This is a genomic window from Streptomyces sp. NBC_00876, from assembly GCF_045207435.1.
Lineage (GTDB): Bacteria > Actinomycetota > Actinomycetes > Streptomycetales > Streptomycetaceae > Streptomyces.
Map to the genome: position 1 here is coordinate 6,403,662 of NZ_CP108800.1, position 13,780 is coordinate 6,417,441.

Here is a 13,780-nt window from a genome sequence, read left to right on the forward strand (position 1 = left end):
TTCCCGCCCCGTCGCGTACCCGGAACCTCACGCTCCGGGCGGGCGGCTTCCCATCGTCGCGGCGAACGAGTCGGGGGCCCCGTCGAATCCCCGTACCGTGCCGTGGAACTGCCAGACCCCCGAGGCGTCCCGCACGAATTCGGCGACGACGGCCGCGGTGGCGGCAGCGACCGCGGAGAAGTCGTCCTCGGCCAGATTCGTGTATCCCTCGCGGATCTGTACCGCGGTGTTCCCTATCGCGCCGAACGTCTTGCGGCCGTCGCGCTGCTGAATGGCGACCCCGACGACCACGCGGGAGTACGCCTCCGAGAGCCGGTCCAGTTCCAGCGTCATGACCTCGTCGTACCCCAGGCCCTGACCGGTCCTGCTGTCGCGGTTGAGCGTGATCGTGCCGTCGGGTGCCCGGCTGTCGAAGTGCACGAGATACGCGGGACTGCCGAACGGCTCGTCCGCCGGGTAGGTCGCCGCGATGATGTCGAGGTCATTGGGGGCCTCGCCCTGGGGACTGGGATCCCACTTGAGCCTGACCTCGACCTTCTCGATGTCCTTGTTGGGCGTGCTCATCGGACTTCCCTCCTTCGCACGGGGGCGTCGCTCCGGTTCTATCACCCGATCATGTCCGCAACTGTCCGTGGAACCAACCGGCTTGGGGACGAACGGCGGATTCGGGCCACCACTGGCGGGGCGCCGGGCAGCGAGGCCACGGTGATCATTGTGTGATCGCCCGTGACCGGTTCTGATGCACTCCGTCGGAGCGTGACCCGCGCCACGTCCGTCACCCGTACGATGGCGCCGTGCTGGTCAAGTGGATTCGCTGCAATGTGGTGGACCGTCGCGGTTTCGAGCGTGGGCAGCGGAAGTGGGCGGGGCTGCTCGGTGAGCCGGGATTCAGGGGGCAGGGCGGCGGCTGGAGCCGGGGGCGGCCGGAGGTGGCCCATGTCTTCGCGTTCTGGGAGAACCGGGTCTTCTACGACTCGTTCATGGCACGCGGGCACGACGCCCTGGCGGCGGCGCAGGCCGGTACCTGCAACGACATCCAGGTGAAGCTCTTCGAGTACCGCTTCGACGTGAAGACCGGCTTCGAGCCCGGCTTCACCGACGCGGACGTGCTCAGGGTGGCGCACAGCAGGGTGCACGAGGACCGGGTCGAGCACTTCGCACTCATGCAGCAGAGGGTGTGGAATCCGGCGATGGCCGGATCGCCCGGGATGCTGCGGGGGGTGTTCGGGGAGGCACCCGGACATGAGTTCCTGGTCCTGTCGATGTGGCAGTCCAGCGCCGAACGCGGAAAGTACCGGACGGGCAGCGTCGAACGGCTCTCGCAGCGGGCCGGGACCGAGGACGACGTGGCGGCGCTCGCCGGTGACGTGGTGCAGCTCGAACCCTCGTGGACCGTGTGACCGGACCCGGAGACCGGGAATCGACCGACGACATGCACCGTCGAGTTCCGGACAACTGCTCGAACGGCGACGACTCGTTTTAGGGTCGGTACATGGCAAGACCGCAACGCATTGTCCTCGTCCGGCACGGCGAGTCCGAGGGCAACGCCGACGACACCGTGTACGAGCGCGAGCCCGACCACGCACTGAGACTCACCGAGACCGGACTGATGCAGGCCCGCGAGACGGGCGTGCGGCTGCGCGAGCTCTTCGGCGGGGAGCAGGTCAGCGTGTACGTCTCGCCCTACCGCCGGACGCACGAGACCTTCGGGTCCTTCGGGCTGGACCGCGGGCGGGTACGGGTGCGGGAGGAGCCGCGGCTGCGTGAGCAGGACTGGGGGAACTGGCAGGACCGCGACGACGTCAGGCTGCAGAAGGCCTACCGGGACGCCTACGGACACTTCTTCTACCGCTTCGCGCAGGGCGAGTCCGGAGCGGATGTCTACGACCGGGTCGGGGCCTTCCTGGAGAGCCTGCACCGGAGCTTTGAAGCCCCCGACCACCCGCCGAACGTCCTGCTGGTCACACACGGCCTGACCATGCGGCTGTTCTGCATGCGCTGGTTCCACTGGTCCGTGGCCGAGTTCGAATCGCTCTCCAATCCCGGCAACGGGGAATCGCGGACCCTGGTGCTCGGCAGGAACGGCCGCTACACCCTTGACCGGCCCTTCGAGCGCTGGCGCACCCCTGAGCCGTACGGCATCACCGGATAGAGTGGAAGCGATGACCGAATCCGCTTCCGATCCGCGCTTCGAACGCGCCGCTGCCAGCCTGCGCGGCCTCTCGGTGGGAGACGCCCTGGGCTCCCAGTTCTTTGTGCCCGCCAACTATCCGCTCCTCAAGGACCGTGTCCTGCCGCCGGGATCCTGGCAGTGGACCGACGACACGGAAATGGCCTGTTCCGTCCTGGCCGTCCTCCAGGAACACGGCCGCATCGACCAGGACGCGCTCGCCCGCTCCTTCGCGGTGCACCACGACTTCGACCGGGGATACGGCCCTGCCGTGAACCGGCTGCTGCGCCTGGTGAGGGAGGGCGGGGACTGGCGGGAGCTGGCCTCCTCCCTGTTCAACGGCCAGGGCTCCTGGGGCAACGGCTCGTCGATGCGCATCGCACCGCTCGGCGCCTGGTACGCGGACGACCCCGAGCAGGCCACGCACCAGGCCGAGATCTCCTCGTACACCACGCACCAGCACCGGGAGGCCGTCGTGGGTGCGATGGCCGTGGCGGCGGCGGCCTCGCTCGCGGCCTCGCCCACCGGCCCGCCGACACCGACGGATCTCCTGGACGGCGTCATCGCGCTCGTGCCGCGCAGCGCGGTCGGCGCCGGTCTGCGCCGGGCCCGCGACATGCTGGACTACAAGGACGCGGGCACGGTCGCCGCGGTCCTCGGCAACGGGCGTCGTACCAGCGCGCACGACACCGTTCCGTTCGCCCTCTGGTCCGCGGCGCGCAGCCTCGGCGATTTCGAGCAGGCCTTCTGGGTGACCGCCCAGGCGGGCGGCGATGTCGACACGACCTGCGCGATCGTCGGCGGAGTGGTCGCGGCGGGCACGGCGGGCGCGCCGCCGGCGGAGTGGACGGCACGGACGGAAGAGCTCCCCGGCTGGCTGACGAGCTGACCGGGAGGCCCGCCGGCCGACTGTCACGGTACTGCCACAGCGCCGCCTCGCCCGGCTGCCGGCCGTGACACGGGGTTACCCTTTCGGCCACGCCGCCCTCGGTGATCATCCCGACGGGTGTGCACCGAATGAGACGCCGAGGGGCCGCGCTGCCCAGGGCTCGCGCGAGCGGACCTCGGTGGGGAGGGGTCCCGTGTCAGATCAGTCGTCAGAATCACCCCGGCCGGAGCAGGTGCCGGACACACCCGGAGGGGCCAGGTCGTCCGAGGCCGCCGAGCCGTCGGGTATATCCGGGGCGTCGCCGGGCGGCGGGCCGAACCCGACGCCGGAGCCGTCGCTCGAGAAGGAGTCTCCGCACGGGCCGGTGCAGGTGGAGGGTCGGGTTCCCGCACCGTCCGCCGGGCCGGTCTCCGGCGGCCCGGCGGCCCACTACGCCGCGCCGGAGCCGCCCAGGGTGCCGGTCTACGCGCAGCAGGGGCGGCCGCCGCAGCCGCAGGGCCCATGGGGAACGGCCCAGCAGAAACCTTCGGCCATCTCACGGCTGCGGCCGGCGAAGCCGGGGTCCATCCACAGCGCCACGCTCTGGTCCGTCCTGGCGACCGCACTGCTCAGCGCCCTGGTGCTCGGCGACGGAATCGGCCTGAACCTGCTCGTCGTGGCGGTCCCCGCGTCGCTCGCGGCCTACTTCGCCGCGCGGGCGGCCGGCCGCCGGCTGCGCCCGTGGACCGCTGTGTGGGGGGCCGGCGGACTGGCCCTGCTGGTTGTTCCGGCCCTCCGCGACGCCGGCTGGCCGAGCTTCCTGGCCGTTGTGTCCGCCGTGGCGCTCGGCTCGCTCGCTCTGCACGGCAGCCGCAGCTGGCCCGGGGTCTTCCTCGGCTCGGTGGGGCTGTTCACGTCCGTCGCACCGTCCCTGGGCTGGGGCGCCCGCGGCGTCCGCGAGCGCATGGCGGGCTCCCGGGGAGGATGGGGTGTCGCTTTCCGGTCCACAGCCGTGGCCGCCGTCCTGCTCATCGTGTTCGGGGCGCTCTTCGCGAGCGCCGACGCCGCCTTCGCCGACGTACTCGGCAATCTGATCCCCGACGTCTCGGTCGGCGAAGGCCCGTGGCGGATCTTCCTCGCCGCGCTCGGCCTGGCCGGCGCGCTCGCCGCCGCGTACACCGCGGCCGCCCCGGTCCGCTGGGACGGAGTGACCGTACGCCCGGGCAGGGCCCGCGGGCGGCTGGAATGGGCGCTGCCCCTGATCGTCCTGAATCTGCTCTTCGCCGTCTTCCTCGCCATTCAGCTCACGGTGCTGCTCGGCGGGTACGACAAGGTGATGGCCGAGACCGACCTCAGCTACTCCGAGTACGCGCGCCAGGGGTTCTGGCAGCTGCTCTGGGCCACGCTGCTCACCCTCCTGGTCATCGCGCTCGCCCTGCGCTGGGCACCTCGTGGCGGTGCGCGCGACCGTACGCTCGTACGGGGCGTGCTCGGCACGCTCTGTCTGCTCACGCTCGTCGTGGTCGCCTCGGCGCTGCGACGCATGGATCTCTACGTCGATGCGTACGGCCTGACCCGGCTGCGCATCTCCGTGGCGGCGGTGGAGCTCTGGCTCGGCGTGGTTCTCGTACTGATCATGGCAGCCGGTGTGTTCGGCCGCAGGCTGCTGCCGCGCGCGGTCGCCGCGAGCGCGGCCGTCGGCGTACTGGCCTTCGGGCTGGTCTCACCCGACGGGCTGATCGCGGAACAGAACGTCCAGCGCTATCGCAGCGATCACTCGATCGACGTCGAGTACCTCCGCGGTCTCTCGGCGGACGCGGTACCCGCCCTCGACACCCTGCCCGAGCCCCTGCGCACCTGCGCACTGGAGGAGATCCAGCGGACGCTGCGGAGTTCGGACGAACCCTGGTACGCCACGAGCTGGGGCGAGAAGCGGGCCCGGGACATCCTCGGCGACTGGGATCCGGGCTTCCGTGAGATCGGCTGCCGGGGTCTCGGGTCGGGCGACAACGGGAGCGAGCGCGGCGGCGAGGTGGACGACCCGTACGACCCCTACGACCCGTACTGATCATCTCTTCCCCCACCGGTTGCGGGCCGTCCTCCCCCCAGGGACGGCCCGCAACCGTCTTTCCGCCCCTGCGCGAAGGCCGCACCAGGGCCTGTCCGGCCCTGATCCGCCGGACAGGCCCTACGCCGCCGGCCCACCGGCCGATGCCTTGCCGCTCAGCGCGTCCAGATCGCTCTTGCGTACCCGGATCACCAGCGTCGCTGTCAGCAGGGCGACGGCAGCCATCGCCACCGCGGCGACGAACGCGGTCGAGATGCCCTGGGTGAGCACCGCGTGGCCCCAGCTGCCCGGCAGTTCCCGTGTCCTGGCGAACTCCGCCTTCTGCTCGGGTGTCGCGTGCGCGAGGAACAGCGGAACCTGCTTCTCGGCCTCGTTGCGGCTCGCGGTGCCGAAGACCGTGACCAGAATGGAGAGCCCCAGCGAACCGCCCACCTGCTGGCTTGCGTTGAGCAGACTGGACGCCGCTCCCGCCTCGTGCTGGGCGACACCGGAGACCGCAGTCAGCGTGAGGGTCACGAAGTTCAGCCCCATGCCGAAGCCGAACACGAGCATCGGCCCCAGGACCCCGGTCACGTAGGAGCTGCCGGAGGATATGAACGTGAGCCAGAACAGGCCGATGCCGGTGAGCGTCGACCCCGTGACCATGAACGGCTTCGGCCCGAGTACCGGAAGGAACCGCTGGGAGAGCCCCGCCCCGGTGATGATCGCGACGGTGATCGGCAGGAACGCCAGACCCGATTCGATGGGGGTGTAGCCCAGCACGTTCTGTACGAACAGGACGATGAAGAAGAACATGCCGAACATGGCCGCGGCCAGACTCAGCATGATCACGTAGGTGCCGGAACGGTTGCGGTCGGCGAACATCCGCAGCGGAGTGATCGGCTCCCTGGCGCGCATCTCGATGAGGACGAAGGAAGCGAGCAGGATCACCGCGGCGCCGAACGAGGCCAGGGTGAGAGAGTCCCGCCAGCCCTCCTGGGAGGCCCGGATGAACCCGTACACGAGCGAGGCCATGCCGAGGGTCGAGGTGGTGGCCCCGGAGATGTCGAAGCGGCCCGGATGCTTCTCGGACTCGTTGATGAACATCGGTGCCAGTACGGCGATCAGTACGCCGATCGGCACGTTGACGAAGAAGACCCAGCGCCAGTCGAGCCATTCGGTGAGCATTCCACCCGCCAGCAGACCGACGGCTCCGCCTCCCGCGGACACCGCGGCGAACACCCCGAACGCGCGGTTGCGCTCGGGGCCTTCGGGGAAGGTCGTGGTGATCAGCGCGAGCGAGGTCGGTGAGGCGATGGCGCCGCCGATGCCCTGAAGCGCGCGGGCCGTGAGCAACTGCCAGGGTTCCTGGGCGAATCCGCCCAGCAGTGAGGCCAGGGTGAAGACCAGGATTCCGGTCATGAAGACGCGGCGGCGGCCCAGGATGTCCCCGGCCCGGCCGCCGAGCAGCAGCAGTCCGCCGAAGGTGAGTGTGTAGGCGCTGAGCACCCAGGAGAGATCCGTGGTCGAGAAGCTGAGTGCATCCTGGATGTGCGGGAGTGCGATGTTGACGATCGTGGCGTCGAGCACAACCATCAACTGGCAGGCGGCGATGACGGTCAGGGCGATCCCCGGGCGGCCTTGCCGTCGCGCCGCGCCCGGTGCGCTCTTCGCGTCTAACTGAGAGGTTGTCACTAGGGTCCCCCCACAAGTGAATTAGTGAACGGTTCCGTTCACTGTCCCGTCAACGTTAGTGAGTCCCCTTCAGTGAACGCAAGCGTTCACTGAATCCGACGTTGCCGGGATTCGTCCGGAGCCGCCGTCCCGGCCGGGAACTGCTCGGTCCCGCGCCGCCCACCGCGCCGACGTGCTCCGCCTCCGCGTCCCGGACGCCGGCCGGTCCACCACGGTGAAACGCATCAGTCCGATGGAGAGAAGCTCATGGTTACTTCGCGATCGGCTGCCGCCGCCCGGCAGCCGGTGGTGTCCCTTCGCCGCCGAGGGCCCGTACTGGAACGGGCGATCCTGGAGGCCGCACTGGAACGGCTGAGCACGGTCGGCTGGAGCGGGCTGACGATGGAGGGGATCGCCGCCGGTGCCCGGACCGGGAAGGCCGCGGTCTACCGGCGATGGTCCTCCAAGGAGGAACTGGTCGCCGACGCGTTGCGCAGCGCACTGCCGCCGATCGGTGATGCCCCCGACTTCGGGAACATCCGTGACGACCTCTACCAGCTGTGCCGCGCCCTCCGTGACGCCATGCTTTCCGAGTCCGGATCCGCGCTGCGTTCGGTCCTTCACGAATGCGATGCGGACACGGCGGAACGGTTCCAGTCGGTGATCCTCGGCGGTGTGGTCCGGCCGACGACCGATCTCATCAAGCAGGTGGTGATCCGGGGAATCGAACGCGGCGAGGTCCGCTCCGATGCGCTGCACGGGCTCGGCTTCGACGTCATCCCCGCGATGATGATGTATCGGACCAAGGTGTGCGGCAGTGAATGGGGCGACGAGGAGATTGCCGCTCTGATCGATCAGGTCGCGGTGCCGCTCTTCCGCTCCGCGCCCCGCTGAGTCCGTCGCCCGCGCGCCTTCACGGCCCGCAGCCGTGGGTCCGGGCCGACCGGCCTTTGAGCCCTTGCCCGGCCGCCGCGGGAGCCTGCCCGGCCGCCGTGCCGATATCTGTCGCCCGGCACGGCGGCCGGGCATGGCAGCCGACCTGCGCCCCGGGGTGTTCCTGACGCCCCCATCGGCGTACGCTTGCAGGCGCCATGCCGTATGAACCACCCACGCACACCGTCGAGCGCTCACTGCGCGCCACCACCGGTGCCAAGACCGTCGCAGGTGTCGACGAGGTCGGACGCGGTGCCTGGGCCGGACCCGTCACCGTGTGTGCCGCAGTCACCGGCCTCCGCAAGCCTCCCGCCGGACTCACCGACTCCAAGCTGATCAGCCCGAAGCGCCGCGCGGAACTCGCGCCGCTGCTCGAGCGCTGGGTCACGGCGTACGGTCTCGGTGACGCGTCGCCGCAGGAGATCGACGAGCTCGGGATGACCGCCGCGCTCCGGCTCGCCGCCGTGCGCGCCCTGGAGGCGCTGCCGGTACGTCCCGACGCGGTGATCCTGGACGGCAAACACGACTACCTGGGCAGTCCCTGGCAGGTCCGCACCGTCATCAAGGGCGACCAGTCCTGCATCGCGGTCGCGGCGGCCTCGGTGATCGCGAAGGTCCGCAGGGACGCCGTGATGGCCGGACTCGGCGCGGAGTCCGGTGAGTACGCGGACTTCGCCTTCGGCGCCAACGCCGGATATCCGTCCCCCGTGCACAGGGCCGCACTCGAGGAGCGGGGGCCCACGGCCCATCACCGCCTCTCGTGGTCCTACCTCGACGCGCTGCCCAGGTGGCAGCACCTCAAGAAGGTCCGCTTCTCCGCCGAGGCGGCCGCACTGGAAAGCGGGGGCCAGCTCGGCTTCGACTTCTGATCGCGCACATGTACCCACCCGCCGACGCCTGATGCGCCGGCGTTTGATAGACAACCACTCATGCCTCTCATCCCCGAGGAGCCTCAGATTCACGAGAGCGCCCAGGGTCCCCGCGCCACTCCGGCCACCGGCCGCACCGCGTCGACCCCTCGTCCCGTACCCGGTCCGCGTTCAGCGGCCATGCCGCGCCCCGGTCGCCCGGGTCCCGGCCCCGCCAGGCCCGCGCCCCCGGCGCAGCGCCAGCACTCAGCCTCCGGCCGGCCCCAAGCGGCCCGGCAGGAGAATCGTTCCGCGCCGCAGCTCCAGCTGATCCCCGCCTCCGCCGACGGCGCGCTCGACGCCGCCGACGAGGCGGTGGACCTGCTGCTCGACTCCGGCCGTGCACCCGGCGACATCCTGGTGCTCACCACGGTCGGGCAGCACCCGTGGGCCACGCACGAGCTCTCCTTCGGAGAGGCCGCCTACTGGGCCCAGCACGAGGCCGGCGACGACGTGTTCTTCGCCGGTTCCGCAGCCGTGGACCGGGTGAAGCCCCGGCCGGTGGTGATCGTCGCGGTCAACGGCCCCGTGGACGACATCGCCACACGTGCGCTGACGGCGGCGCAGGAACGCGCCGGAACCCTGCTGATCGTCTGCGGCGACCCGCAGACGGTCAACGGCGTGCTCGGCGCGGGCGTCTGAACCTTGGCGGACACCGGTCCGTGGTGATCCGGCCCGCCCTCAGGGGCGGCCGGGTCACCACGGACCGGGTCAGCGAGCCGCGGTGCGGCGCAGAGCCTGAGCCGCACCTCCGCCGGTGCGCAGCGGCACCGGATCACGGTCGAGCGCGGTGTCGGCGAGGGCCGACGGCTGCGATGTGGAGTTGGGCCGACGGCCGCCCCGGCCCTCGCCCAGCACCTGCCAGCCGCCGCGGGTCAGCGTGATGTACGCGCCGCAGCGCAGGCCGTGCAGGGTGCAGGCGTCCCGCAATCCCCACATCCACGCCCCGTCCTCCTCCGTCCAGCGCTCGTCCCCCTCGCGGCAGTAGAGCAGTACCGCGGTGCGGACGGGTGTGCGGCGCCGGAGATCGTGCGGGATGACGCGGCGCAGATGTGCGAGCAGCGCGTTACGGAATTCCCAGCCGTCCGCCGTCACCGAGCGACGGGTGAACGAGGCGCTGGCAGTGAGGCGTTCCTCGTGATCGAGCACGGCGACGACGGCGGTGGCCGGGGTCGGGTGGTGCCTGGTGTGCAGGCCGCTGACCACCTCGCGCGGGCTGCGCAGCAGGGGTATGCCCGCTGCGGCCCACTCGGCCGGCTCGAGCATTCTGGCAAGGCGGTTGGCGGAGTCGGCGGCTGCCGACATCGAAGTGGCTGCGGACGGAGCGAATCCGAAGGTCACGGTCCTCCCTTCGCATACGCGCCCACGATGCGGGCAGGGTCGGGTGAGGGCGCACCGCGGCACAGCCCTTCCGGGCCCGCGAAAGGACCGTGCGGGGAGCGAGTCCAATTCTTCCTGGCGTATCGGCAGGCGGCAACGAGCAATTGGAGCAGCTGACGGTAATCAGCCGGAATGACACGCATATCCCTGCCCAATCCGGCCCCGGCTGACGCCACTTGTCACGCCTGAACAGCGAGGACCAGCGGAAACACCGCCCCTGCTCCGGCCCTCCGCAGCAGCCGCGCTGCCACGGCGAGGGTCCAGCCGGTGTCCGAGAGATCGTCGACGAGCAGCACGGGTCCGTCTGCCGCTGCCAGAGCTGCGGCCAGCTCGGGTCCCACGACGAGCCGCTCGTGCAGGGCCCGGACCCGCTGGGCGCTGTTGGTCTGGGACATCCGGACCCCGTCCGCTCCCGGCGCGATTCCGACGCTGCCCAGCAGGGGCATCCGCCCGACCTCGGCGATGCGGCTGCCGAGGGACTCGATGAGCCGGGGTCTGGTGTGCGAGGCCACGGTGACGACGCCGACCGGCCGGGGCACGGCATCGACGGCGCTCGGTGCCCAGCCCCCGGGCCCCTTCGCCCAGTCGGCCAGCACGGTCACCACGGCGTCGGCCACATCGTCCGGCACCGGCCCGTCGGGCGTCTGGGCCGCCAGCATCGGACGCAGCCTGTTGCCCCAGCCGATGTCGGAGAGTCTGCCCAGCGCACGGCCGGTTCCGGAGAGCTCTCCGGCGGGAATCCGGCCCTTGAGATCGACGCCGACGGCCGCGAGACCGGTCGGCCACATCTTGCGGGGTTCCACCTCCACGCCGGGCCTGCCGAGCTCGCCCCGCGCGGTGTCCAGAGCAGCCGAGGAGACTGCTTCGTCGAACCGAGCGCCGGCGCAGTTGTCGCAGCGCCCGCAGGCGGTGGCTTCCTCATCGTCCAGCTGGCGGCGCAGGAATTCCATCCGGCAGCCGCGCGTCGTGGCGTAATCACGCATCGCCTGCTGCTCGGCGGCCCGTTGGCGGGCAACCCAGGCGTAGCGCTCGGAGTCGTAGACCCACGGCTCGCCGGTAGCGGTCCAGCCGCCCTTCAACCGCCGGACCGCGCCGTCGACATCGAGCACCTTGAGCATGGTCTCCAGACGGGTGCGGCGCAGGTCGACCAGAGGCTCCAGCGCAGGCAGCGAGAGGGGCCGGCCGGCCTGGGCGAGGGCGTCGATGGTGCGCCGGACCTGCTCCTCCGGGGGGAAGGCGACCGATGCGAAGTACTGCCAGATCGCCTCGTCCTCCTTGCCCGGGAGCAGCAGCACCTCGGCGTGCTCGACGCCGCGGCCCGCGCGTCCCACCTGCTGGTAATAGGCGATGGGGGAGGAGGGCGAGCCAAGATGCACGACGAAGCCGAGGTCGGGCTTGTCGAATCCCATGCCGAGCGCGGACGTGGCCACCAGGGCCTTGACGCGGTTGGCCAGCAGATCGTCCTCCGCCTGCTGCCGGTCTGCGTTCTCGGTACGGCCGGTGTACGAGGCGACGGTGTGGCCGCACTGGCGGAGATAGGCGGTGACCTCCTCGGCCGCCGCGACCGTCAGGGTGTAGATGATTCCCGAGCCGGGCAGCTCTTTGAGGTGGTCGCCGAGCCAGGCCAGCCGGTGCGCGGCATTGGGCAGTTGCAGCACACCGAGGCTGAGGCTCTCCCGGTCCAGCGGACCGCGGAGAACGAGCGCGTCCGTCCCCGCCCCGGTGCCCAGCTGCTCCGCGACGTCCGCGGTCACGCGCGCGTTCGCGGTGGCGGTGGTCGCGAGCACCGGTACATCCGCCGGCAGATCGGCGAGCATGGTCCGAAGGCGTCGGTAGTCGGGCCGGAAGTCGTGGCCCCAGTCGGAGATGCAGTGCGCCTCGTCGACCACGAGCAGGCCGGTCGCGGCGGCGAGTCTGGGCAGGACCTGGTCCCGGAAATCGGGGTTGTTGAGCCGCTCGGGGCTGACCAGCAGCACATCCACCTCTCCGGCAGCCACCTCGGCCTGGACGGTGTCCCACTCCTCGGTGTTGGACGAATTGATCGTGCGCGCGCTGATTCCGGCCCGGGCCGCGGCCGCAACCTGGTTGCGCATCAACGCCAGCAGGGGCGAAACGATCACGGTCGGTCCGCTGCCCTGCGCGCGAAGGAGTGACGTGGCGACGAAGTACACGGCGGACTTGCCCCAGCCGGTCCGCTGGACGACCAGTGCTCTGCGCTTGTCGGCGACCAGCGCCTCGATGGCCCGCCACTGGTCCTCGCGCAGCCGGGCGGCGCCGGAGACGTCCCCGACGAGTCGGGCCAGTACGGAATCGGCCGAAGCCCTGAGCTCTGCACGGTCTGCGTTGGTCATGCCCCCATGCAACCCGATGGGTATGACAAACCGCGAACGGCCGCGCGGTCCCTGTGGATAACTTATCCACAGGGGGTCGCGGAATCTGTCCGGCCGCGGGACGGTCATCCCATGAACAAGCACCATGAATCCACCGGCCCGTCCGACGAGCAGCAGATCACCCTGCGAGGACCCGCCGAGCTGGCCGATGCCCTTCCGTATCTCATGGGATTCCATCCCAACGACAGCGTGGTCATGGTCGCCCTGCACGGCGGCCGGGGCCGTTTCGGCGGGCGGCTCAGGCTCGGCATTCCGCAGTCCGCGCAGGAGTGGCCATCGGTTGCCGAGCAGCTTGCCGAGTGCCTGATCAAGGGGAGTGAGCGGCGCGGCGGGCGGCCCGACGCCATCGTCGTCTTCCTCTGCCAGGACCCGGCCGAAGGGGAGACCGGAAACCAGACCATGGAGCGGCTGCGGCCCTTGGCCCAGCGGCTGCGCACAGCCTGCGGGGCACTGGACGTGCCCGTGCTCGAGGCGCTCTGCATCTCCGCCGACCGGTTCTGGTCCTATGTCTGCCCGGATGCCCGCTGCTGCCCCGCCGAGGGGAATCCACTGGCCATGTCCGGCACCTCGGTGATGGCTGCGGCGGCGACCTATGCGGGTATCCAGGTGCGGGGCTCGCTGCGCGAGATGGAGGCGAGGCTCGCACCCCTCATGAGCGGTACAGGCGCGGAGCAGCGGCGCGCTCTGGACTCGGCGGGGAGCGCGATGGTGCCGATGCTGCTCGACGAGGAGCGCCGCAAGGAGGTCAGTGGCACAACCCTGAAGCTTGCCCAGGGGCTCATGAAGCGCCTCGGGCAGGCACCGGCGGCGTCGCCCTCGCTGGCCGACCTCAACGACGACCGGCTGATCAGCCATGAGGAGGCCGCCGAGGTGATTCTCGGGCTGCAGGACAGGGAGACCCGTGACCGGGCCGCGGAATGGATGGAGGGGCCCGAGGCCGAGTCGGCGCTGAGGCTGTGGCGGGCACTGGCACGCCGCTGCGTCGCGCCGTACGAGGAGCACGCGGCCGCCCCGCTCGCTCTGGCGGGCTGGGTGTCCTGGTCGACCGGTGACGAACCGGCCGCCCGTGTCGCGCTGGGCCTCGCCCTGCGGCTGGATCCCGGATACACCTTTGCCCAGCTTCTGCACGAGGCCTGCAATCAGGGCCTCGATCCCGAGACACTGCGACGCTGCCTGCGCGGCGAACGCAGTACGCGGACGGCACGCCGCGGCCGCCGTGCGGAACGGGTCGCGGGGGCCCGTTCCGCACGGGTGCAGCCGGCGGGCCGTCGCCGGACGCGGCCCGGTTCCGGCCGGCCCGGAACGACGACCGGCCGACGCCGGGCCGGAACGCCGGGGGCCCAGGGGCGCCGGGGGACCAGGACCGGCCGATGAGGCCATGCGACGCCGGGCCGCGGTGCCGCACGCCCG

The 13,780-nt window shown here is 71.1% G+C and carries 12 protein-coding genes; 8 read left to right on the top strand and 4 right to left on the bottom strand.

Translation table 11 applies throughout. From position 1 onward, the window contains the following. Window positions 1-27 precede the first annotated feature (27 nt). Entirely contained in the window at window positions 28-564 is a 537-nt protein-coding gene (locus OG782_RS28210) for a TerD family protein (RefSeq protein WP_406455603.1), read from the bottom strand. A 230-nt stretch (window positions 565-794) separates the two neighbouring features. On the opposite strand from OG782_RS28210, the gene OG782_RS28215 reads away from it, so the two are divergent. The 4 genes from OG782_RS28215 to OG782_RS28230 all read left to right on the top strand — a co-directional run bounded on the left by OG782_RS28215 (window position 795) and on the right by OG782_RS28230 (window position 5,106). Next, complete coding sequence (locus tag OG782_RS28215; RefSeq protein ID WP_406455605.1) at window positions 795-1,400, top strand: YdbC family protein; 606 nt, start codon at window positions 795-797, stop codon at window positions 1,398-1,400. 92 nt (window positions 1,401-1,492) lie between these two features. Then, complete coding sequence (locus OG782_RS28220) at window positions 1,493-2,152, top strand: histidine phosphatase family protein (protein WP_406455607.1); 660 nt, start codon at window positions 1,493-1,495, stop codon at window positions 2,150-2,152. Window positions 2,153-2,162: 10 nt separating this feature from the next. Further along, window positions 2,163-3,059: an ADP-ribosylglycohydrolase family protein gene (locus OG782_RS28225; RefSeq protein WP_406455608.1), complete on the top strand. Its 897-nt coding sequence runs from the start codon at window positions 2,163-2,165 to the stop codon at window positions 3,057-3,059. 532 nt (window positions 3,060-3,591) lie between these two features. Next, a complete protein-coding gene (locus tag OG782_RS28230; RefSeq protein ID WP_406459323.1) occupies window positions 3,592-5,106 on the top strand; it encodes a DUF4153 domain-containing protein in 1,515 nt (504 codons plus the stop codon). 120 nt (window positions 5,107-5,226) lie between these two features. Here OG782_RS28230 and OG782_RS28235 read toward each other — a convergent pair whose 3' ends face one another. After that, window positions 5,227-6,780, bottom strand: a complete 1,554-nt coding sequence (locus OG782_RS28235; protein WP_406455610.1) for an MFS transporter — start codon at window positions 6,778-6,780, stop codon at window positions 5,227-5,229. A 246-nt stretch (window positions 6,781-7,026) separates the two neighbouring features. On the opposite strand from OG782_RS28235, the gene OG782_RS28240 reads away from it, so the two are divergent. The 3 genes from OG782_RS28240 to OG782_RS28250 all read left to right on the top strand — a co-directional run bounded on the left by OG782_RS28240 (window position 7,027) and on the right by OG782_RS28250 (window position 9,242). Beyond that, window positions 7,027-7,653 carry a TetR/AcrR family transcriptional regulator gene (locus OG782_RS28240; RefSeq protein ID WP_406455612.1) on the top strand — a complete coding sequence of 209 codons (627 nt, stop codon included), beginning with the start codon at window positions 7,027-7,029 and terminating at the stop codon, window positions 7,651-7,653. 197 nt (window positions 7,654-7,850) lie between these two features. Beyond that, window positions 7,851-8,561 carry a ribonuclease HII gene (locus OG782_RS28245; RefSeq protein ID WP_406455614.1) on the top strand — a complete coding sequence of 237 codons (711 nt, stop codon included), beginning with the start codon at window positions 7,851-7,853 and terminating at the stop codon, window positions 8,559-8,561. Between the two features lie 60 nt (window positions 8,562-8,621). Then, a complete protein-coding gene (locus tag OG782_RS28250) occupies window positions 8,622-9,242 on the top strand; it encodes a hypothetical protein (RefSeq protein ID WP_406455616.1) in 621 nt (206 codons plus the stop codon). Between the two features lie 69 nt (window positions 9,243-9,311). Here the strand turns inward: OG782_RS28250 and OG782_RS28255 are convergent, their stop codons facing one another. Then, window positions 9,312-9,941 carry a hypothetical protein gene (locus OG782_RS28255; RefSeq protein WP_406455618.1) on the bottom strand — a complete coding sequence of 210 codons (630 nt, stop codon included), beginning with the start codon at window positions 9,939-9,941 and terminating at the stop codon, window positions 9,312-9,314. Window positions 9,942-10,159: 218 nt separating this feature from the next. Further along, window positions 10,160-12,331, bottom strand: a complete 2,172-nt coding sequence (locus tag OG782_RS28260) for a RecQ family ATP-dependent DNA helicase (RefSeq protein ID WP_406455620.1) — start codon at window positions 12,329-12,331, stop codon at window positions 10,160-10,162. Between the two features lie 111 nt (window positions 12,332-12,442). Here OG782_RS28260 and OG782_RS28265 point away from each other — a divergent pair, with 111 nt between their 5' ends. Beyond that, window positions 12,443-13,744, top strand: coding sequence for a DUF4192 domain-containing protein (locus tag OG782_RS28265; protein WP_406455622.1), 1,302 nt, complete (start codon window positions 12,443-12,445; stop codon window positions 13,742-13,744). The last annotated feature ends 36 nt before the right edge of the window (window positions 13,745-13,780 follow it).